22 protein-coding genes are annotated in these 18,784 nt (G+C 68.9%); 14 read left to right on the forward strand and 8 right to left on the reverse strand.

Going from position 1 to position 18,784, the window contains the following annotated elements; genetic code table 11:
- The first annotated feature begins 15 nt into the window (after window positions 1-15).
- From ABZX37_RS20125 to ABZX37_RS20135, 3 genes are all read left to right on the forward strand, one after another.
- A complete protein-coding gene (locus tag ABZX37_RS20125; protein ID WP_354741527.1) occupies window positions 16-2,439 on the forward strand; it encodes an FAD-dependent oxidoreductase in 2,424 nt (807 codons plus the stop codon).
- A gap of 17 nt (window positions 2,440-2,456) precedes the next feature.
- Window positions 2,457-2,927, forward strand: coding sequence for a hypothetical protein (locus ABZX37_RS20130; RefSeq protein WP_354741529.1), 471 nt, complete (start codon window positions 2,457-2,459; stop codon window positions 2,925-2,927).
- A 93-nt stretch (window positions 2,928-3,020) separates the two neighbouring features.
- Window positions 3,021-3,809, forward strand: coding sequence for an aldo/keto reductase (locus tag ABZX37_RS20135; RefSeq protein ID WP_354741531.1), 789 nt, complete (start codon window positions 3,021-3,023; stop codon window positions 3,807-3,809).
- A gap of 256 nt (window positions 3,810-4,065) precedes the next feature.
- Here the strand turns inward: ABZX37_RS20135 and ABZX37_RS20140 are convergent, their stop codons facing one another.
- From ABZX37_RS20140 to ABZX37_RS20165, 6 genes are all read right to left on the reverse strand, one after another.
- The gene (locus tag ABZX37_RS20140) at window positions 4,066-4,752 is read right to left on the reverse strand and encodes a hypothetical protein (RefSeq protein WP_354741533.1); all 687 of its coding nucleotides are present in this window, start codon (window positions 4,750-4,752) and stop codon (window positions 4,066-4,068) included.
- Window positions 4,753-4,859: 107 nt separating this feature from the next.
- On the reverse strand, window positions 4,860-5,765 hold the full coding sequence (locus tag ABZX37_RS20145) for a 3-methyladenine DNA glycosylase (protein ID WP_354741535.1): 906 nt from the start codon (window positions 5,763-5,765) through the stop codon (window positions 4,860-4,862).
- The gene (locus ABZX37_RS20150) at window positions 5,762-6,805 is read right to left on the reverse strand and encodes a hemolysin family protein (RefSeq protein WP_354741537.1); all 1,044 of its coding nucleotides are present in this window, start codon (window positions 6,803-6,805) and stop codon (window positions 5,762-5,764) included. The genes ABZX37_RS20145 and ABZX37_RS20150 overlap by 4 nt, the downstream gene beginning before the upstream one ends.
- Window positions 6,802-8,127, reverse strand: a complete 1,326-nt coding sequence (locus ABZX37_RS20155) for a hemolysin family protein (RefSeq protein ID WP_354741539.1) — start codon at window positions 8,125-8,127, stop codon at window positions 6,802-6,804. Before ABZX37_RS20155 ends, ABZX37_RS20150 begins: the two co-directional genes overlap by 4 nt.
- A gap of 395 nt (window positions 8,128-8,522) precedes the next feature.
- Complete coding sequence (locus ABZX37_RS20160; protein WP_354741541.1) at window positions 8,523-9,089, reverse strand: TIGR03086 family metal-binding protein; 567 nt, start codon at window positions 9,087-9,089, stop codon at window positions 8,523-8,525.
- 40 nt (window positions 9,090-9,129) lie between these two features.
- Window positions 9,130-9,717, reverse strand: a complete 588-nt coding sequence (locus tag ABZX37_RS20165; protein ID WP_354741543.1) for a helix-turn-helix domain-containing protein — start codon at window positions 9,715-9,717, stop codon at window positions 9,130-9,132.
- 184 nt (window positions 9,718-9,901) lie between these two features.
- On the opposite strand from ABZX37_RS20165, the gene ABZX37_RS20170 reads away from it, so the two are divergent.
- From ABZX37_RS20170 to ABZX37_RS20190, 5 genes are all read left to right on the forward strand, one after another.
- Window positions 9,902-10,234 carry a hypothetical protein gene (locus tag ABZX37_RS20170; protein WP_354741545.1) on the forward strand — a complete coding sequence of 111 codons (333 nt, stop codon included), beginning with the start codon at window positions 9,902-9,904 and terminating at the stop codon, window positions 10,232-10,234.
- A 34-nt stretch (window positions 10,235-10,268) separates the two neighbouring features.
- Complete coding sequence (locus tag ABZX37_RS20175) at window positions 10,269-11,054, forward strand: WXG100 family type VII secretion target (RefSeq protein WP_354741547.1); 786 nt, start codon at window positions 10,269-10,271, stop codon at window positions 11,052-11,054.
- Window positions 11,055-11,078: 24 nt separating this feature from the next.
- Window positions 11,079-11,807 (forward strand): ESX secretion-associated protein EspG, encoded by a 729-nt coding sequence (locus ABZX37_RS20180; RefSeq protein WP_354741780.1) that lies wholly within the window; start codon window positions 11,079-11,081, stop codon window positions 11,805-11,807.
- Between the two features lie 10 nt (window positions 11,808-11,817).
- Window positions 11,818-12,765, forward strand: coding sequence for a prolyl aminopeptidase (gene pip, locus ABZX37_RS20185; RefSeq protein ID WP_354741548.1), 948 nt, complete (start codon window positions 11,818-11,820; stop codon window positions 12,763-12,765).
- Between the two features lie 353 nt (window positions 12,766-13,118).
- A complete protein-coding gene (locus ABZX37_RS20190) occupies window positions 13,119-14,492 on the forward strand; it encodes a site-specific integrase (RefSeq protein WP_354741550.1) in 1,374 nt (457 codons plus the stop codon).
- 75 nt (window positions 14,493-14,567) lie between these two features.
- On the opposite strand, the gene ABZX37_RS20195 is transcribed toward ABZX37_RS20190, so the two are convergent.
- Both ABZX37_RS20195 and ABZX37_RS20200 read right to left on the reverse strand, forming a co-directional pair.
- A complete protein-coding gene (locus ABZX37_RS20195) occupies window positions 14,568-14,810 on the reverse strand; it encodes a hypothetical protein (RefSeq protein WP_354741552.1) in 243 nt (80 codons plus the stop codon).
- A gap of 132 nt (window positions 14,811-14,942) precedes the next feature.
- Window positions 14,943-15,374 (reverse strand): hypothetical protein, encoded by a 432-nt coding sequence (locus tag ABZX37_RS20200; RefSeq protein WP_354741554.1) that lies wholly within the window; start codon window positions 15,372-15,374, stop codon window positions 14,943-14,945.
- A 415-nt stretch (window positions 15,375-15,789) separates the two neighbouring features.
- On the opposite strand from ABZX37_RS20200, the gene ABZX37_RS20205 reads away from it, so the two are divergent.
- The 6 genes from ABZX37_RS20205 to ABZX37_RS20230 all read left to right on the forward strand — a co-directional run bounded on the left by ABZX37_RS20205 (window position 15,790) and on the right by ABZX37_RS20230 (window position 18,668).
- The gene (locus ABZX37_RS20205; RefSeq protein WP_354741556.1) at window positions 15,790-16,095 is read left to right on the forward strand and encodes a helix-turn-helix domain-containing protein; all 306 of its coding nucleotides are present in this window, start codon (window positions 15,790-15,792) and stop codon (window positions 16,093-16,095) included.
- Between the two features lie 256 nt (window positions 16,096-16,351).
- Entirely contained in the window at window positions 16,352-16,537 is a 186-nt protein-coding gene (locus ABZX37_RS20210) for a hypothetical protein (RefSeq protein ID WP_354741558.1), read from the forward strand.
- A gap of 11 nt (window positions 16,538-16,548) precedes the next feature.
- Window positions 16,549-16,845, forward strand: coding sequence for a hypothetical protein (locus ABZX37_RS20215; protein ID WP_354741560.1), 297 nt, complete (start codon window positions 16,549-16,551; stop codon window positions 16,843-16,845).
- A 233-nt stretch (window positions 16,846-17,078) separates the two neighbouring features.
- A complete protein-coding gene (locus ABZX37_RS20220; RefSeq protein WP_354741562.1) occupies window positions 17,079-17,912 on the forward strand; it encodes a hypothetical protein in 834 nt (277 codons plus the stop codon).
- Window positions 17,909-18,298 carry a hypothetical protein gene (locus ABZX37_RS20225; RefSeq protein ID WP_354741564.1) on the forward strand — a complete coding sequence of 130 codons (390 nt, stop codon included), beginning with the start codon at window positions 17,909-17,911 and terminating at the stop codon, window positions 18,296-18,298. Before ABZX37_RS20220 ends, ABZX37_RS20225 begins: the two co-directional genes overlap by 4 nt.
- A gap of 76 nt (window positions 18,299-18,374) precedes the next feature.
- Entirely contained in the window at window positions 18,375-18,668 is a 294-nt protein-coding gene (locus tag ABZX37_RS20230) for a hypothetical protein (protein WP_354741566.1), read from the forward strand.
- The last annotated feature ends 116 nt before the right edge of the window (window positions 18,669-18,784 follow it).

Consider the following 18,784-nt stretch of genomic DNA (forward strand, 5'->3'; position numbering starts at 1 on the left):
CCCCAGGGAGTTCTCATGACCCGTGTCGTGATCATCGGCGCCGGAATCGTGGGCGCGAACCTCGCCGACGAGTTGACCCTGCGCGGCTGGACCGACGTCACCGTGCTCGACCAGGGCCCGCTGCCGTTGACCGGCGGTTCGACCTCGCACGCGCCGGGACTGGTGTTCCAGACCAACCCGTCGAAGGCGATGACCGAATTCGCCGGCTACACCGTCGCGAAACTGCTCGACCTCGGCTGTTTCGAGCAGGTCGGCGGCATGGAGGTGGCCAGCACCGCGGCGCGCTGGGAGGACCTGAAACGCAAGCACGGCTGGGCGACGTCGTGGGGCGTCGAGGCGCGGTTGATCGACCCGGACGAATGTGTCCGCCGCTGGCCGATGCTCGACCAAAACCAGATCTACGGGGCGCTGTATGTCCCGACCGATGGGCTCGCGGTCGCTTCGCGCGCGGTGGACGAGCTGATCAAACGGGCTTCCTCGCGTGGCGCGCGGTTCGTCGGCTCGACCCGGGTCACCGGCATCCAACAGGCGCACGGCCACGTCACCGGCGTCGAAACCGCCGACGACGTGATTCCGGCCGACATCGTGGTGTCCTGCGCCGGATTCTGGGGCCGGGAGATCGGCGAAATGGTCGGCATGACCGTGCCGCTGCTGCCGCTGGCCCACCAGTACGCGAAGACCGGTCAGCTGGCCGAACTGGCCGGAGCCGACCCGGTGCACCCGGCGCTGCCGATCCTGCGCCACCAGGACCAGGACCTCTACTTCCGCCAGCACGGCGACCGGCTCGGCATCGGCTCGTACGCGCACCGCCCGATGCCGGTGGACAAATTCGCCGAACCCGGCGAGGTCACCGCGTCCGCGATGCCGTCGATGCTGCCGTTCACCGAGGACGATTTCGCGCCGTCGTGGGAGGAAAGCAAGCTCCTGCTGCCCGCGCTCGGCCAGACCAAGGCGGAGGAGGGCTTCAACGGCATCTTCTCCTTCACCCCCGACGGCGGCTCGCTGGTCGGCGAATCCTCCGACGTGCGCGGATTCTGGATCGCCGAGGCCATCTGGGTCACGCATTCCGCGGGCATCGCGAAGGCGGTCGCGGAGTCGATTGCGGACGGTCGCTCCGAGACCGATCTGCACGAACTGGACGTGCACCGGTTCGAGGACATCCAGCTCGCCCCGGAGTACGTCCGCGAAACCGCGCAGCAGAACTTCGTGGAGATCTACGACGTGCTGCACCCGCTGCAGCCCCGGCTCTCGCCGCGCGACTTGCGGGTCAGCCCGTTCCACGCGCGGCAGCGGGAGCTGGGCGCGGTGTTCCTGGAAGCGGGCGGCTGGGAACGGCCGCATTGGTTCGAGGCCAACGCGTCGCTGCTGAAAGACCTGCCGCACGACTTCCTCCCGCCCGCGCGCGACGCCTGGGCCGGGCAATTCCACTCGCCGATCGTGGCGGCCGAGGCCTGGCACACGCGAAACCGCGTCGCGATGTACGACATGACCCCGCTCAAACGCGTCGAGGTCAGCGGACCGGGTTCCCTGGAATTCCTGCAGGGGCTCACGACGAACCAGCTGGCGAAGTCGGTCGGCTCGGTGACGTACACGCTGATGCTCGACGACGCCGGGGGAGTCCGCAGCGACATCACCGTGGCACGGCTCGAACCGGAGCTGTTCCAGGTCGGCATCAACGGCACCATCGACGTCGCCTACCTGCGCGGCCGCGCCCCGGAAGGCGTCCGGGTGGAGGACACCACCGGCGGCACCTGCTGCATCGGCGTGTGGGGCCCGCTCGCCCGCGACCTGGTGCAACCGCTGTCGGCGGAAGACCTTTCGCACACCGGGCTCAAGTACTTCCGAGGCCGCCGGGCCCGGATCGCCGGGGTCCCGGTGACGATCCTGCGACTGTCCTATGTGGGCGAACTGGGCTGGGAGATCTACACGTCCGCGGACAACGGCCAGCGCCTGTGGGACGCGCTGTGGCGCGCCGGGCAGCCGCTGGGCGCCATCGCGGCCGGGCGCGGCGCGTTCAACAGCCTCCGGCTGGAGAAGGGCTACCGGCTGTGGGGCACCGACATGACCACCGAGCACGACCCGTACGAGGCAGGAGTCGGCTTCGCGGTGCGCCCGGCGAAGGGCGAGTTCGCGGGCCGGGCAGCCATCGACGGCCGCAGCGAAGAAACCTCGGCCCGGCGGCTGCGCTGCCTCACCGTGGACGACGGCCGGACTGTCGTACTGGGCAAGGAACCGGTGTTCGTGGACGGCGCCCCGGCGGGATACGTCACGAGCGCGGCCTACGGCTACACAATCGGCCGCCCGATCGCGTACGCCTGGCTGCCGGGCTCGGTGGCGATCGGCGACACGGTGGAGATCGAATACTTCGGCCGGCGAGTCCCCGCGACGGTGGCCGCGGAACCGCTGGTCGACCCCGGGATGGAGCGCATCCGGCGCTGAGCGGAAGGAAACCAGCCATGCGGGACCAGATCGTGAGCGACTTCCTGAAAACCCTCGCCCGGCCCGCGCTCCCGGCTCCGGCCGGGGCGACGGTCGCGGCTCTCGCCCTCGCGCAAGCCGCGGCGTTGCTGAGCCGGGCCGCTGGTGGCGACGCCGAGGCGGACCACCTCACCCGGCATGCGTTGCGGCTGGCGGAGATCGACGCCCACGCCGTCACCCACGACGTGCCCGACCGAGCCCAGCCCGCCGCGGACGTCGTCGCGGCGGCGGGGGAGGTGGTCCGAGTGGCGGAACGCTTGCTGTCCACTGTGGACCCAGCGGCACTGGTCGACGTGTCCGCAGCCGCCGAAATGGCTGGTTCTTCCGCGCGGACAGCGTCTGTCGCGGTCGAATCGCGAAACGGTTTCGCAGCCGGTGCCGATGCGGTGGCCGAACGGGCCGCACGAGTGACGGAGGCGGTGCGCTCGGGCGCGCACAGCGGGGTGTGAAAGCGGCGGCGTCCGGGGAATGGCAAGATCTGCGGTGTTCTTCAGGAGACCCGTTCCCCGGAACACCGCAGACACCGCAGTGAGGATCGCCGCATGGCTGTGCCGCCCCTGCTCACGCTGAACAACTCCGTCACCGTCCCGCAGCTCGGACTCGGCATGTACCAGGTCCGGCCCGACCAGGTCGCGAAGGTCGTCGCGACCGCGTTCGAAGCCGGGTACCGCAGCATCGACACCGCCGCGATGTACGGCAACGAGGCCGAGGTCGGCACCGCCGTGCGGGAGTCCGGGCTGCCGCGCGAGGACATCTTCGTCACCACGAAGGTCTGGAACACCGACCACGGCTACGACAACACCCTGCGCGCGTTCGACCGCAGCGCCGAAGCGCTCGGGGTCGGCCCGGTCGACCTGTACCTGATCCATTGGCCGAAACCGGAACTGGACCGCTACGTCGAAACCTGGCGCGCGCTGGAACTGCTGCTGAACGAGGGCCGCGTCCGGGCGATCGGCGTGTCGAACTTCGGCATCGACCACCTGCGCCGGCTGCTCGACGAGACCGACGTCGTGCCGGTGGTCAACCAGGTCGAACTGCACCCGTGGCAGCAGCAGGCCCCGCTGCGCGCGTTCCACGCCGAGCACGGCATCGCGACCGAAGCCTGGAGCCCGCTGGCCCGGGGCAGGCACCTGAACGACCGGGTGATCACGTCGCTGGCCGCGAAATACGGAAAGACGCCCGCCCAGCTCGTGCTGCGGTGGCATCTGCAGCTGGGGATCATCGCGATCCCGAAATCCGCGACGCCCTCGAGGATCCGGGAGAACGCGGCGGTGTTCGACTTCGAACTCGCCGAGGACGACCTGCTGGCGCTGGCCGAACTCGACTCCTGAGCGGCGGCGCCGGCGACGCACACGGGCCAGCGCGGGCAGGGCCTCGTGAGTGTTCATGCCAGTTCTGAGCGGGATTGCCACTCACGACGCGGTCAGGGAAGCACGCATCCCCACCGCCGCGAAGCCGACAGCCGGGCCGTTAGCTCCCGCCCGTGCGCCGGAGCCGTCCGGCCAGGGCGCGGTTAGGCGGCGTGCCCCGAAAACACAACACCGCCCCAGCCCAAGCCTGGACTGAGGCGGTGCCGAGAACGAACGATCAGGAAGCGCGAATCCCCGCCGCCGCGAAGTCGGCCAGCTGGGCCGGTTCCTTGAGGAACGCCCGGAAGCTCTGCGTCCCGCGCTGCTGGACCTCGTCGATCGACGTGCCGGACAGGCCGACGAACGGGTAGTCCGCGGGCGGGCCGGAGCCGATCGGCATCGCGGGGGAGCCGATGACGTCCGGCTTCGCCTTCGACAGCTGGGAGACCCAGTACGACGACTCGGGGATCCAGCCGTCGGGCAGGCCGCCGATGGAGTCGAGCGAGGACTTGCCGGTGAGCGCGTTGAGCACGTCGGACGCGGGCTTGCTCTGCACGGCCACGTGCACGCAGCTGCCGTGCACCTGGGTGAGGTCCTGGTTCCAGCGCGCCGCCGCGGCCTCGACCGGCTTGGTGATCTGCGGGGTCACCACGATCCGGATGTCGGTGCGGCCGCCGTTGCAGCTGGCGGCCTGCGCCTCGGCCCGGTTGTTGAGCACGCTGTCGGCCCAGTTCCACCCAACGACGCCGAGCGTCGCCAGCACCACGAGCCCGAGTGCCACGAGAGGCCACTTCGCGATCCGCCTGCGGGGAGCCTTCTTGGCGACGATCCGGTGCGATCCGGTCGTCTCGCTGCGGCCGACGGGCCGCTTCGGCGGATCGAGGGGGTGCGGCACCGGCTCCTCGGGCAGGTTGTGACGCCCCATCGTTGTCCTTTCGTGATGTGCACAACACGCTCTGTCATGCAACCAAACCGTTATCACTCTATCAGGCCAGCGACCTGCGGTGAATATTGTTACGCAGAGTTGTCGGCTCAGTATTCGGGCGACTCCGGCGGCTTCGCCGGGTCGGCGAGAAGCCCGCGGCAGAGGCCGATGAGACGGGCCCGCAGCGGCGCGGCCCGCTCGGCGAATCCGGCCTGGGCGCGGGCGTAGGAGGCCCGCCCTTCGGGGGTCTCGATCGGCACCGGCCGGTAGCCGTAGTCCGCTAGATCGTACGGGCTGGCCCGCATGTCCAGTTCACGGACGTCCGCGGCGAGCGCGAAACAGTCGCCGACCAGTTCGGCGGGCACGAACGGATCGAGCTTGTAAGCCCATTTGAACAAATCCATATTGGCGTGCAAGCAGCCCGGCTGTTCCAGCTCGACCTGCGATTCCCGCGTCGGCGCGAGTGTGTTGCGCGGCCGCGCCGGGTCGGTGAAGAACCGGAACGCGTCGTAATGCCCGCACCGGATGTCCATCGATTCCACGACCTCGTCGGTCCCCGCCGAACCGAGCCGCAGCGGGACCTGCGCGTGCCGCACCGAGTCCGCGGGCTCGCGGTAGACCATGGCCCATTCGTGGAGCCCGAAACAGCTCAGCCGCGGCGACCGGGACGCCGTGGCTGACAACAGCTTCAGCACGAACTCGGCGGTGCGCGCGCGGCGGCCGGTGAAGGCCGCCGGGTCGAGCATCACCCCGGCGTCGGTCTCGACGTAAGCCGGACGTTCGAGGAACCGCCGCGCGGACTCGCCCGCGAGCGCCACGCCCGGACCCGGCTGCCAGCGTTCGACATGCCCCGGCCGATGCGAGTAATAGGTGAACAGGAAATCCAGCACGGGATGTTTCTCGTCCCGCGCCCGGCGTTCCTGGTGCGGCCCGGTCCACGCGCGCATCCGCTCGGCGTGCGCTCGCTCCCGGGCCTGCCAGTCCGCCTCGGCGAGCACGACCTGCGCGGTCATGCCGCCACGTGGGTGCCGTCGCGAACGGTCCCCACGTACTCCTCGACGAGGTCCTCCAAGGCCACCACGCCGACCGCCGCGCCGGAAGCGTCGAGCGCCCGCGCGAGGTGGCTGCCTTCCTTGCGCATGGCCGAAAGCGCGACGTCCAGCCGAGCGTCCGACCGCAATTCGGTGAGCGGCCGCGTCTTGTCGTCCGGTACGACTGTGCTGGGGTCCTGGCCGACGAGATCCAGAACGTCCTTCACGTGGATGTAGCCGGTCAGCGAACCGTCCTCTGTGCACACCGGGAATCGCGAGAACCCCGTGGTGGACACCGCTCGCTCGACATCGCCGAGCGTCGGCCCGCAGGGGAGCGTCGTCAGTTCCGAAGTAGGCACCAGCACGTCCGCGACAGTCTTGGCGACCGACGACAGCGTCTGCGAAAGCCGCTGATGCTCGGACTGCTCGAGCAGCCCTTCCTGGCGCGATTCGCTGAGCAGTTCGGCGAGCTCGTCGGAGCTGTACGCGGTCTCCAGTTCGTCCTTCGGCTCCACCTTCATCAGGCGCAGCAAGGAATTCGCGACGAAGTTGAGGAACGCGATGATCGGGTTCGCCACCTTGACCCACGCCACGTGCACCGGCACGAGCCACAGCGCCAGCCGCTCTGGTTCGGCGATCGCGAGGTTCTTCGGAACCATCTCGCCGATCAGCACGTGCAGCATGGTGATGAACGCCAGCGCGATCGCGAACGAGATCGGGTGCAGCAGCTGGTCGGGCAAGCCGAGCAGGTCGAAGAACCCGGACAGCCGGTGCGCGACCGCGGGCTCGCCCAAGCGGCCGAGCAGCAGCGAGCAGATCGTGATCCCGAGCTGGGCCCCGGCGAGCATCTGGGACACGTGCTTGCTCGCGTTGATGACGATCTGCGCGCGCGTCTTTCCCTGCTCCAGCAACGCTTCCAGCCGGTCGCGGCGCGAGGAGATCAGGGTGAATTCCGCGCCCACGAAGAACGCGTTGGCCAGCAGCAGGACCACGACCAGTGCGATGTTCAGCCAGTCGCTCACGCGGTCACCTCGCGTTCGGCCGGGCGGACCTGGACCTCGGCGACGCGGTGCCGGTCCATGCTGGTGACCGCGAGCCGCCAGCCGTCGACCTCGACCTCGTCGCCCTCGGCCGGGATCGCCCCGAGCCGCTCCAGGATCAGCCCGGCGATCGTTTCGTAGTCGCCCTCGGGCATCCGGAAGCCGGTGATGTCGCGGACCTCGTCCGCGCGCAGCTGCCCGGACACGAGCCAGCGGTCCGCGCCGAGCTGCTGCGCGGCCGGGGCCTCGCGGTCGTCGTGCTCGTCGCGGACGTCGCCGATGATCTCCTCGACCACGTCCTCCAGCGTGACGAGCCCGGCGGTGCCGCCGTACTCGTCGACCACGATCGCGAGCTGGTAGCGCGAATCGCGCAGCCGGTTCAGCAGATCGTCGCCGGGCAGCGATTCCGGCACCGTCGGCACCGGGCGCATCGCCGAGCGGATCCGGGTGGTCGCGCGGTCGGCGGCCGGGACGGCGAACGCCTGCTTGACGTGCACCGCGCCCTGGACGTCGTCGAGATCCTCGGTGTAGACCGGGAACCGCGAGAACCCGGTCCGCCGCGAGATGTCGATCAGGTCGTCGATCGTGTCGTCCACAGTGAGCGATTCGACCTGCACGCGCGGCGTCATCAGCTCGTCCGCGGTGCGGTCGCCGAAGCGCAGCGAGCGGTCCAGCAGTTCCGCGGTGGACGTGTCGAGCTTCCCGCTTTCCGCGCTGGAGCGGACGATCGAGCCCAGCTCCTGCGGCGAGCGCGCGGACCGGAGCTCCTCCTGCGGTTCGATGCCGAACTTGCGGACGAGGAAGTTCGCGCTGTTGTTCATCAGCGTGATGAGCCAGCGGAACAGCGCGGAGAACCGGGCGTGGTAGCCGGAAACCGCGCGGGCGGTCGGCAGCGGCCGGGCGATCGCGAGGTTCTTCGGCACCATCTCGCCGAGGATCATCGACAGGAAGGTGGCCAGCACCAGCGCGACCGCCACCGCGACCCCGGACGCCGCCGATTCGGGCAGGCCCATGGCGTCGAGCAGCGGGCGAACCAGGTCGCCGATGAGCGGCTCGGCGAGGAAACCGGTGATCAGCGTGGTGAGCGTGATCGCGACCTGCGCGCCGGACAGCTGGAAGCTCAGCGTGCGGTGGGCCTTCTGGACGGTGCGCGAACGCTTGTCACCGACCTGGCGGACGTCCGCGTCGACGGTGCTGCGCTCGAGCGCGGTCAGCGAGAACTCGGCGGCCACGGCGAGGCCGGTGCCGATCGTGAGAAGAAGGAAGAGCAGCACGCCGAGCACGGAAAGCAGGACGTGGATCACAGCGCACCGTCCGGGACGCTGGAACGGACGGCGGGCGGGAAGCCGGGTCGGGCGGGACCCGGCCCGGTACTGTCACCGGGCGATGGCGCAGCGCGCACGGATGGAAGTCACTCCTCGGCAAAACTGGTTTGTAGTGCGACGATGCCGACAATCGTACCGGGTCGCGGCAGCCGGGCCGCGACAGGACGCGAACCTGGCGCCGGTTTTTCGCTCACATCACCGCAAGGGCTGCCGCTCGGCCAGCGATGTTTCGGCCCGGACGCGGTGCCCGGCTCGGCCTGGGCGGTGCGGACCACCCCAATGCCACATTGGGTGCGTGGGACGCACCGAACGCCGCATTGGGTGCATCTGACGCACCCAATGCCACATTGGGGCGCTCTGTCCACTGTGGTGGTTCAGCGCGGACGGCGGCCGAGCAGAGCGACGAGCCGGTCGGGAGCCGCGGCGGTGCGGCCCACCGCGACCGGCGGGTCGAACAGCCCGAGCCCCTGCCAGTCGTCGATCATCGGGCGCAGCACGTCGAGCAGCCGTCCGGCCAGCGGGCCCGGCACCGGATTCGGGCGGCCCAGCGCGGTGGCGAGGTCCCAGCCGTGCACGGCGAGGTCGAGCGTCATCTGCCAGCAGTACTCCTCGGCGGGCACCAGCCCGAACGAGACGTGCACGGTGCGGCGCAGCGCGCCGGGGGAGAGCCACGCTTCGCGCGCGGCGGTCGAGGCTTTCTCCCAGACCGAGAGCGGGTCTTCGCCGAGGACGTCGCCGTCGTAGCGGGTGCCGACCTCGTCGAGCGTCGCCCCGGCGAGCAGATGCGGTACCCAGAGTTGTTCGACGGCCAGATGGTTCACCAGATCGCGTACTGACCAGTCGGTGCACGGCGTGGCGCGGGTCCAGTCGCCGGAGCCGGCGGCGCGCACGGCTGCGTCGAACACGTCCAGTGCGCTGCCGTGGGCGGCGAGGAGATCCACGGGGCACATTGAACACGAACCTGCCCGATCGCGTCGGAGGCTAGGTCCGCGCGCCCGGCCGGTGCCGCCGCACGGTCTCCTCGACCAGGTCCAGCACCGGGCCGAGATCGTCGCCGGGAAGCCCCATCGCGAGGTGCGACACGAGCCCCTCCAGCACGAGTTCCAGGAACGCGGTCAGCACGCTGACGTCGACGTCGTCGCGCAGGTTGCCGGCTTTGCGCTGCCATTCGAGACGGTCGCGGGTCGCCTCGGTCAGCTGCTGCGAGCGTTCCGCCCACCGGCCGCGGAACTCCGGGTCGGTGCGCAGCCGCCGGGACACCTCCAGCCGGGTGCCGAGCCAGTCCGCCGGGTGCTCGCTGTTGCCGGCCAGCAGGTCGCGCATGACCTGGACCAGGCCCTGTTCGGCGACGACGTCGGCCATCCGCACCGCGTCGTCCTCGGCGAGGGCGAGGAAGAGCGACTCCTTGTCGCGGAAGTGGTGGAAGATCGCCCCGCGCGACAAACCGGTGGCTTCTTCCAGGCGGCGAACCGTGGCACCCTCGTAGCCGTAGCGTGCGAAACACACGCGCGAGCCGTCGAGGATCTGGCGCCGGCGTGCGTCGAGGTGATCCTGGCTGACCCGTGGCATCCTGAAATCCTGACATCGAGGACCGGGTTCTCGCAATCCGTACGTACGTACTGTGACGAGACGGCGGAACGCATGCGCGCCGTCACACTGCCGGGTTCCCGGCTGACACGACCGGGCCGGTTGACTACGCTGTGCACATCGCGACTGGCGTGTCACGACGTGAGCACCGGGAAAGGGAGCGGCCTTGGTCATCGGCGAGTCGGGCCGTGCGCGGGGCGGCTTCGCCATGGACGCGGCGGAGCTGACCGCCGTGATCCGGCTGTGGGAGGACCAGCTCGGCAAGATCGGGGCCGACGGCCGCGCGATCGACGAGATCCTCGCGGTGTTCGCCGCCCCCGGCTCCGACCCGGCGAGCGCGGAGTACGCCGCCGCGGGCGCGGATTCCCTGCGCACGCTGCGCGACCAGAACGAGGCGCTGCGCCGGTACGCCGCCGGATACCTCGAGAAGCTGCGCGCCGCGCGGGACCGGACGGCCGAGGCGGACCAGGCCGGCGCCGAGCTCGGCCGCGGCCGGTAAGCGGACGACCCCGGCTGCGCACGAAGGGAACCAGGTGGACGGCAAGCAGATCTTCGACAACTTCCGCGGCGGCGACACGTCCGGCCTGCGTGCCGCCGCGGCGAAGGTCCAGGAGCTTTCCGCGGCCTACCTGGAGCGCGCACAGAGCGTGAAAGACCTGCAGGAGCGGATGGCGCGCTCGTGGACCGGCGACTCCGCGGACGCGGCGAAAGCGGGCGCGGGACCGGTCGAGGCCGGGTTCCGGGAGTCCGCCGACCCGCTCGACCTCACCAGCGCGTCGATGGACACCCAGGCCAGCAGCTTCGAAAGCTCCCGGCATTCGGTCGTCGACGTGCCGCCTCGCCCGGAGCGGCCGCAGCCGTGGGCCGGGCCGCTGCAAGCGGTGCTGCCCGCGTCGGCCGCGCCAGTGTCCTTTCAGGACGGAATCGACCGCTTCCACGGCGCGAACGAGAACAACGTCCGGGTGATGGAGCAGTACCACGGCGTCACCGCGAACACGAAACGCGTGCTGCCCCGGCAATACGGCCCGATCGTCCCCGACAGCGCCGCGATCCGCCGGACCTGTTCGGACAGCACGAGCACGCAAGCCGCCACGGGCCACGACCGCAACGGCCCCGGTCCCGCCGTGCTGCCGACCCCGATGAGCGAACCGGCCCAACGCGGCTCCGGCGCGGCGGTCGGCGGCGCCCCGGTCGCTCAAGGCGGCCCGGGCGACGGCCTGCACCGACGGCCGGACTACCTCCTCGAATCCGATCCGGAGGGCGCATTCGGCGTGGACGGTTCGGCGACCCTGCCGGTTCTCGGCGACGAGGAGGAGTAGCCGGTGGCCGATCCGGCGGGACGAGTGGACGTCCCGGTCGAAGCGCTCGCGGCGCTGGCCGAACGCGAGCAGGTGGGCCGGCTGCACGTGACGCTGCGCCCGGATCCGGCCTGGCTGTCGGAAACCGAACGCGACGAAGCGGCCAAGCGAGTGGACGACGCGCTCGCGCTGGCCGGCCTGGTCGACTCGCGCGGCCGGGCCACAGTGGACTTCCTCGACTGGCTCCCGCTGCTCGTGCGCCCGGTAATCGAGTACTACGGCTGGGTCGCGACCGGCGATCGGACGTATGGAGTGCTCGCCGCGGCCAGCGGACTGCAAGCAGTGCTGGCGGTCTCGGACGGAGAACACGTCGGCGTCCAGGAGATCGACCGCGAACGCGTGCTGGAAACGCTCGTCGCGCAACTGCCCGCAGTCGGCCCGGGCGGAGGGCATGTACGCACCGTGCGCGTCGCGGACCTCACCGAAGCCGCGCGCCGAGGCGAGGACGCTTTTCCGTTGGACCCGGTGTTGTCGGACGTGCTAACTCTGGTGCAGCGTCCGGTGCACGGCAGCGGAGAGCTGTATGCGGGACGACGCGACGACGTCGGCCGGTACGTCCGGCTGGAAGAACCATTGCACTACGCGGACACGGACTGGGGCCGGTACCTGAGCTACACCGTCGGGGCCGGGCCGGACGCGGAAATCCGGATCGGGCCAGCAGGCCCGGCCGAGCTGTGCGGTGCGCTGCGGTCTCTGGAGCGCACCCTGAACTAGGGGAACGCTCTTGCGCTATCCGGAAATCGAACCGTACGACAGCGGCCTGCTGGACGTCGGCGACGGCCACCACGTGTACTGGGAAACCTGCGGCAACCCGGACGGCAAACCGGTCGCCGTCCTCCACGGCGGCCCGGGAACCGGCTGCGGCGAAGGCATGCGCCAATTCTTCGACCCGTCGCGCTACCGAATAGTCCTTGTAGACCAACGCGGCTGCGGCCGCAGCACCCCTCACGCGGGCGATACCGTCGAAGCGCTGAAGGCGAACACCGCCAGCCACCTGATCGCGGACCTGGAACTGCTACGAGAAAACCTGGGCATCGAACGCTGGCAACTCTTCGGCGGCTCGTGGGGCTGCGTACTAGGCCTGGCCTACGCGGAACGCCACCCCGACCGAGTGACGGAAATCGTCATGATGGGCCTGGCCACCGACCGCCAGTTGGAGATCGACCTGCTGACCGGCGGCCTAGCCGGAATGTTCCCCGAGGCTTACGCGCGATTCCGTGACGGCGTACCGGAAACCGAACGAGACGGCGACCTGGCAGCGGCCTACTACCGCCTCCTCACCAACCCGGACCCAGCAGTCCACGAGCCCGCCGCACAGGCCTGGAGCGACTGGGAATCCGCCATGCTCCCCGGCGTGCCCCCGTCCCCGAAATTCGAAGAGCCCCGCTTCAAACTGGCCTTCACCCGCCTGGTAACCCACTACTTCTCCCAAGGCTGCTTCCTGGAAGACGGCGGAATCCTCCGCAACGCGGGCAAACTGGCCGGAATCCCCACAGTCCTGGTACAGGGAATCCTGGACCTGAGCAGCCTCGTAGGCACCCCCTGGCTGCTGGAACGCGCAATCCCGGACGCAGAACTAATCCTGGTAGGCGGCGCAGGCCACACCACAGCAGTCCCGGACATGGAAAACGCCCTAATCGCAGCCACGGACAAATTCGCCACCCGTCCGTGAGGGGAACCCTGAGGGACTCTGATTCCCCCAGGGTTCCCCTCACGGACCACCCGCGAAACCGCAGCCAGCACACCCAGCTATCGAGGCACCCAGCCCACCCCCGCACCCCGATACGAAGCCAAAATGCGGTCTGAGGGTGGTTGTCAAGGCATCTTACTCGTGCAGCACCCGACCGACCAGAAGTGGATCAATCGTAATCGCAGGTCAGAGGCCCGGAAACGGATCTTGAACGACTCGCGAGAATCGGCGCTAGGGGACGTTGTTCCCACGTCGGCTTGATCCACCTCCGGCCGTCGGGCTAGCGTCCCCAGCCGGGACACCGCGCGTGCGCACACGAGAAGGCAGCCCGCACGATGACGACCGCTACCGCGACGAAGAAGAAAACCGCTTCCGCCACGCCCCGGCTCGCCAAAGCTGAGAAGCTCCCCTCTGGCCGCTGGCGCGCCTATGTCTGGGATTGCCACCGCAAGGCGAAGGTCTGGGCGACGAACCCGGACGACGGCACCGAGGTTTTCCAAGAGCAGTGGGTGGCCGAGGCCGCTCAGGTCGCCCTCTACCACCGCATGGAAGAGGTCTACGACGAGCTTGGCGACCCGCAGGACCGGAAGGGGTTCCTCCACCCGTTCCCCGAAGTCGCCCGAGAGTGGCTTGTCCACCGGGAGAAGCAGCCCGGCAAGCGCGGCTCGAAAGAACGCGGCGGCACCTACCAGTCCCGCAATGCCCGCAAGAGCGCGGTGAACGTCCTCTCGCGCGCGTTCGCGAAGTACGACATCCGGCAGGTCAATCAGGAGAAGTTCCTGGAGTACCTCGACCAGGAGGAGGAGCGAGGCATGTCGTCCTCCACGATCGAGGGCCGCGTGGTGTACATGCGGCAGATCCAGAGATTTGCCCAGGTGAAGGGGTACATCGAAGACGACTGCACCGACGGAATCGCGGTCTCAGTCGAGCGGCGGCGGGAGCCCCGCATCCTCACCGACCAGGAGCTGTGCCTCCTGAGCAACTACGTCCCGTTCTGGTTCTACGCGGCCGTCCTGCTCGCCTACGACTGCGGACTCCGGGCCGCCGAGGTCGCGGGCCTCCGCTGGATGCGCATCGACCTCGACGCGAAAATTCCGCAGGTCACCGTCCGGGACGTGATGGAGCCCGACAAGACGCTGCGGTCCTACCCCAAGGGGAAGATCACGCAGACGGTCTCCCTCACGCCTCGGTGCGTCGAGGCGTTCCGAGTCCTCCAGCAGTGGCGGCCGGACGATGGGCCGGACGATTTCGTCTTCCGGAACCTCAACGGGACTCTCCTCTCGCCCATCGACCCGGGCGAAATCATGCGCGAGGTCTGGGATCTCGTCGGGCTGGCCGGCGAGCGGGCGAAATTCCACGATCTCCGCCACGCGTGCGCGACGAACCTCGCCGAGGCCGATGCCCCGCTGGAGGTGATCATGCGGCGGATGCGGCACAAGTCGCCCGCCGTGACCATGAAGTACATCCGCAAGAGCCTGGAACGGGAAGCCGAGTGGGCCGCCCGGGTCCAGGACGCGGCCAACGCCGAGATCATCGACCTGTACAACGAGCGGGCACGGCGGCGGCCAGCGGCGGAGGCCGCGGCACCGACCGCCCTCGCCGATGGCTCCGTCGTCGTGTCCGCGGCGCAGTGGAACGCGATGGTCGCCATGCTCCAGACCGTGACCGGAACGGAGGGCGCACCGCCGGTGTTTGCCGCCGCGAGCTAGACGCATGAGGGGCCGGTACGGGGTCTGGGTACCGGCCTCTCCCGGAGGGTTCGGCAGCGGCCCCCCGCCGCTCCGTTAACCCGTTCCAGCAGCAGGGCAGCTGCCCGCGAGCCTTTTCAGGTCAGCTTCGGTGAGCTTCTTCCCTACCTCGAAGATGTCGCTGGGGCCGAACATGTCGCGCAACAACTCGATTTTTCCCTCGTCGAGGGCGGTGTTCGGCTTGAGCAGCACCACGAGGTCACCGTCCGCGGTGTAGTCCTGTGTCGCGTACAGCCAGCCTTGCTGGTCCCGTCCTCCCATCTCCAGGTGATACGGCACTGCGCCCTCCTCCACCCGCCTGCATGAGGCAGGTTCCGCAGCCGTCCGGCATTTGCGGCGGTGACGCCGGGCAGCCTCCGAAATGGACACTCGCCACCCTGAATACCACACAAGTGAAAATGTTTCGCGGCCTCAGCGTCGCGGCGCGGGACGGGTCGCGCGTCGTGCACTGCCGCCCATCGCCTTGAGTTGGGCCGGGTGCATCTGGGCCACGCGCTCCAGCGTGCGGTACATGACCTCATCGCACGTAGCCGGATAGAGGTCAGCCATGAACGCGAAGACCACCAGACAGTTGGGGACCTCCAGCGCATTCGCCAGATCCTCTATCACCTTTTCCCGCGGGATCGTGGTCCATCCCGGGTTCGTCCGGAAGACGCGGTGCACCACGTCGGGTTCAACGCCGCGCTCATTCGCAAGTTTCGTCAGGAACCCTTTGGGCCACGGGAAGGGGTCGGGGTATCTGGACTGGAAGAGGCCGCGCACGTGCTTGAGGCCGTTACCTTCGCCGGGCACCCGGCGCGCGGGCTCCGCATCGACTGCGGGCTTCCTCGAAATGCTGTCCATGGGTGCAGCCGCCCTCCCGCTCGGAGAGCCGGGGTCCACTAGCATCCCCGACTGTGCTCGGGTACCGCTAAACAGGTACACCAAGATGATCAAGTTCGCAGCTCGTGCCGTCTCGGTCCCCTCAAGCATCGCTCCGTGGCCGCCCGTGCCGAAAGCTCTCAATCGAGTGTAGCCAGTGATCACAGAGCGCACTCCGAGAGTCGCGTTCTGACCTGCATTTGTCGCCCTATATCGCACTTTCGGAATTTTTTTCCGAAACCCTTGAGCTTCGGCGTGTCGCGGGGGCAAGGTCGGTCGTGCACCACCCGAAGCGCAAGTTGCGACGGAACTCCCGCCACAGCGCACGCGCGGTCCACAGCGACCGTCCACTTGCGACTTGACGCAATCCGACAAACGCGAATGCAGAGGAGGCCACGTGTTGGCAACCGCCGACGACACCGGCGTCCCCGACGTGAACGACGCGAAGATTGAGGCGCGAAGCGCTGAGATTTTCGAGGATTTGATGACCGTCCCCGAGACGGCGGCAGTGCTGAAGGTCAACAGGGCCACCGTTTTCCGGCTGATGAAGGTCGGAGACCTTCCCAGGGTCAGGTTCCTCAAGCGCACGTACGTGCCCGTTCCCGAGCTGATCAAGCTCCGCGACGCCGAGATCGAGAGGGCGCGCAAAGAGGCCGCGGTCCTCGCGCGCAAGAGGACGCCCCGTCCCCGCCGGGCGAATTAGTCCGCACGGCCGGACGACGACCACTGTCGCCCGGCCGCACTAGATCACCACAAGGAATCGTTGTGATGACCCAGATCCAGTGTTTCAGGCGACCGAGACGTCACCGCAGGCTCCCCGGCGAAGCGCTCAGCCGATGCGTGGAATTCCTGTGGGCGCAGGAACATCCCGGTGCCGACCCGTGGCCGATCGAGAACCTCGGCCTCCGGAACTATTCCCCGCGTCACGCCCGGCAGCCCCAGCGGAAACGGGTCTACCTGTGAGGTTGGGGAATCGGATCAGCCAGACCGCGCGTCGTCGCCTGCGCACCCTGGACAAGCTCCGGACGAAGGTCGCCGACGCGAGCTACACCGAGGTCGGGCAGTACGCCCTCTTGATGTTCTGCGCCGCGGCCCTGGTTCTCGCCGTGAACCTGGTTGCGCTCGGCGCTCTGCTGTTCCTGTGAGAGAGGATGAAATGACTGCCGCAACGGCATTCCCCGCGATCGACCTGTCCGGCGTGACCGAACGGCCGCTGGCCGAGACGCTCAAGAAGGACCCGGAAACGCCGACATTCAACGAGATTCTGCGTCGCAAGCGCCGCGCAGTCTCCCAGCTCCGCAATATGCGGTGGCCGGGCGCGACCGCGGAGCCCGACGTGCCCGAGAGCAACGAGCCGCCGCAGCCCGACTCCGGACCGGAAGCGGAACCCGACGCCTCGCCGACGCCGGACGAGGAACCCGCGAGCACTCCGGAAGCGCCCGTCCGGGAATAGAAGCCTGTGAGCCGCACCCATTCATGCCCCGGAGGGTGTGGGACTCAGGTACCGCGACATCGATTCGCGTGTCGCGCGTGCTGGTACGCGCTGCCCGAGTCCTATCGGGACGCCATCCGGCGACATCACCGACGCAAGACCGAGGCTCACGCCGCGGCGATGCACGACGCCCACGCCTGGTACGACGCCAACCCGTTGCCACGCAACAAACGACGCTAGAAGGGACACCACCCATGCCCATCACGGAATTCAGCACCCCGCCCCGGCTCGCCGTGGGCAGTCACCCCCGAAGCCGTACCTACGCGTGCGGCATGAATGTCATCTCCTGGGAGAACGGCGACAATCCCATCTCGGACACCCCGTCGTGCAGCCCGTTCCCGCTGGCCCGCATGGTGCAATTCGTCAACGACCGCTACTGCACGCACACCACCATGGAAATCGACCCGGACACCACCGGACTTGTCAAAGTCCTCTGCTCGCCGTGCTCGGTGAAGGTGCTGCGCCTGGCCCACAGGACAGTCGACGCGCCGAAGCTCGACATGCGCCAGGGGTGGGCATGGACTGCGGAACTTCTCAAGCGCTCGCTGTCCGACGGCATCCAAGAGATGGACCTCCGGACCATGCGCGACGCCATCACGATTGCCACGGCGCACGCCGAGGGACGCACGCCGCCGATGCCGTCCTGCCCGCCGGTGCGGCTCGCGGCAGCGCCCATGACGAGCCTCGCGGCGTCAATCGTGCACGACGTCCGGGCGACCGTGCGCCGGTTGCCCTCGCTCGTCACGCCGAAGCCTGCGTGGAGTCAGCCGCACAACGGCGGTTTCCAGCCGTTTGCGACCCTGGACGACTTCGCAACGGTTGCGGAGGCGTTGTACGAGAAGGCGGCCAAGCACTTCGCGGCTCCGACCGGCGACGTCCCGGAGTGCGCGGGTGTGACATACGTCAGCGGATGCGCCGACCGCTCGATGACGGGGAAGCTGCTGGGCCGGGCTCACGAGGCGATCAACCTCTGGATCGACATCGCCGTTCCTGAAGCTGCCCAGGCGCGGGAACGCGTGGCGGCATGACGCTTCAGGCCGAGCGCGCCGCCGCGTACCGGCAGCTCTTCATCGACTTTCCGGGCTTGCCGGACCCGATCAGCGCGGAAATCCGCCCCGGAGAAGGGATCGGCATCCGCCTGCATCACGCGCGGCTGGACGACGTGGTGCGGATCGCAGATAGGTTCGGGACGCACGTCGAGTTCCTGGAGCGCACGGCTTTCATTCGCGTGTCCACTGTGTACATCGCGTGCGGAGAGCCGATGATCGCCTGGACTCAGCTCAACATCGTGGAGGCGCACCGCATCCTCCGCGACTGGGGCATCGACATCGAGCACGTCCCGGGCAAGAGCCTCCGCCCGGCTGTGTCCGTCCCGGCCGCGCACGCCGCCGCCATGGTGACAGTCGGCTCATAAGACCGGAGGCGGGGCGCGGACACCCCGACACCCGCGTCCCGCCTCCACTCTCGCGCAAGAACACGAAAGAAGCACGATGGCCACGATCACCCTGTCCGGCACCCTGCCGGGCACCAGCCACAACGGACTCGCCGCACTCACGGACGCGATCCTCGATGGATATCACGACGGCCACATGATCGTGGCGGCCGTGTCCCTGAGCAAAACCGTTGCCCACTCCAGTGGCCGGGTCGCGCTGACCGTTTCCATCGACGACATCGAAGCCTGCCCGCAAGGCTCGAACGGATGGGCAACCGCGCGCGAGTTGCTCGAACAGCAGCGAGAAAACCGGACCGGCGAGGTCTCGCTTCCTTTCGCGACGGACGAGTGACGCTCTACCCGGCCTACGGAATCCCATGCAGCGTCTGCGGATTCCCCGCCCAGGCGTGGAACCTGGGCGTCAACGCCACCCCTACCGATTGCCGGTGCATACCGGCCCATCTCGAC

Source organism: Amycolatopsis sp. NPDC004079 (genome assembly GCF_040610415.1).
GTDB lineage: Bacteria > Actinomycetota > Actinomycetes > Mycobacteriales > Pseudonocardiaceae > Amycolatopsis > Amycolatopsis halotolerans.

Excerpts from the sequence above, each read along its gene's own strand:
- ABZX37_RS20125 (WP_354741527.1), top strand. The coding sequence starts at position 16 with ATGACCCGTGTCGTGATCATCGGCGCCGGAATCGTGGGCGCGAACCTC.
- ABZX37_RS20130 (WP_354741529.1), top strand. The coding sequence starts at position 2,457 with ATGCGGGACCAGATCGTGAGCGACTTCCTGAAAACCCTCGCCCGGCCC.
- ABZX37_RS20135 (WP_354741531.1), top strand. The coding sequence starts at position 3,021 with ATGGCTGTGCCGCCCCTGCTCACGCTGAACAACTCCGTCACCGTCCCG.
- ABZX37_RS20140 (WP_354741533.1), bottom strand. The coding sequence starts at position 4,752 with ATGGGGCGTCACAACCTGCCCGAGGAGCCGGTGCCGCACCCCCTCGAT.
- ABZX37_RS20145 (WP_354741535.1), bottom strand. The coding sequence starts at position 5,765 with ATGACCGCGCAGGTCGTGCTCGCCGAGGCGGACTGGCAGGCCCGGGAG.
- ABZX37_RS20165 (WP_354741543.1), bottom strand. The coding sequence starts at position 9,717 with ATGCCACGGGTCAGCCAGGATCACCTCGACGCACGCCGGCGCCAGATC.
- ABZX37_RS20190 (WP_354741550.1), top strand. The coding sequence starts at position 13,119 with ATGACGACCGCTACCGCGACGAAGAAGAAAACCGCTTCCGCCACGCCC.
- ABZX37_RS20200 (WP_354741554.1), bottom strand. The coding sequence starts at position 15,374 with ATGGACAGCATTTCGAGGAAGCCCGCAGTCGATGCGGAGCCCGCGCGC.
- ABZX37_RS20215 (WP_354741560.1), top strand. The coding sequence starts at position 16,549 with ATGACTGCCGCAACGGCATTCCCCGCGATCGACCTGTCCGGCGTGACC.
- ABZX37_RS20220 (WP_354741562.1), top strand. The coding sequence starts at position 17,079 with ATGCCCATCACGGAATTCAGCACCCCGCCCCGGCTCGCCGTGGGCAGT.
- ABZX37_RS20225 (WP_354741564.1), top strand. The coding sequence starts at position 17,909 with ATGACGCTTCAGGCCGAGCGCGCCGCCGCGTACCGGCAGCTCTTCATC.
- ABZX37_RS20230 (WP_354741566.1), top strand. The coding sequence starts at position 18,375 with ATGGCCACGATCACCCTGTCCGGCACCCTGCCGGGCACCAGCCACAAC.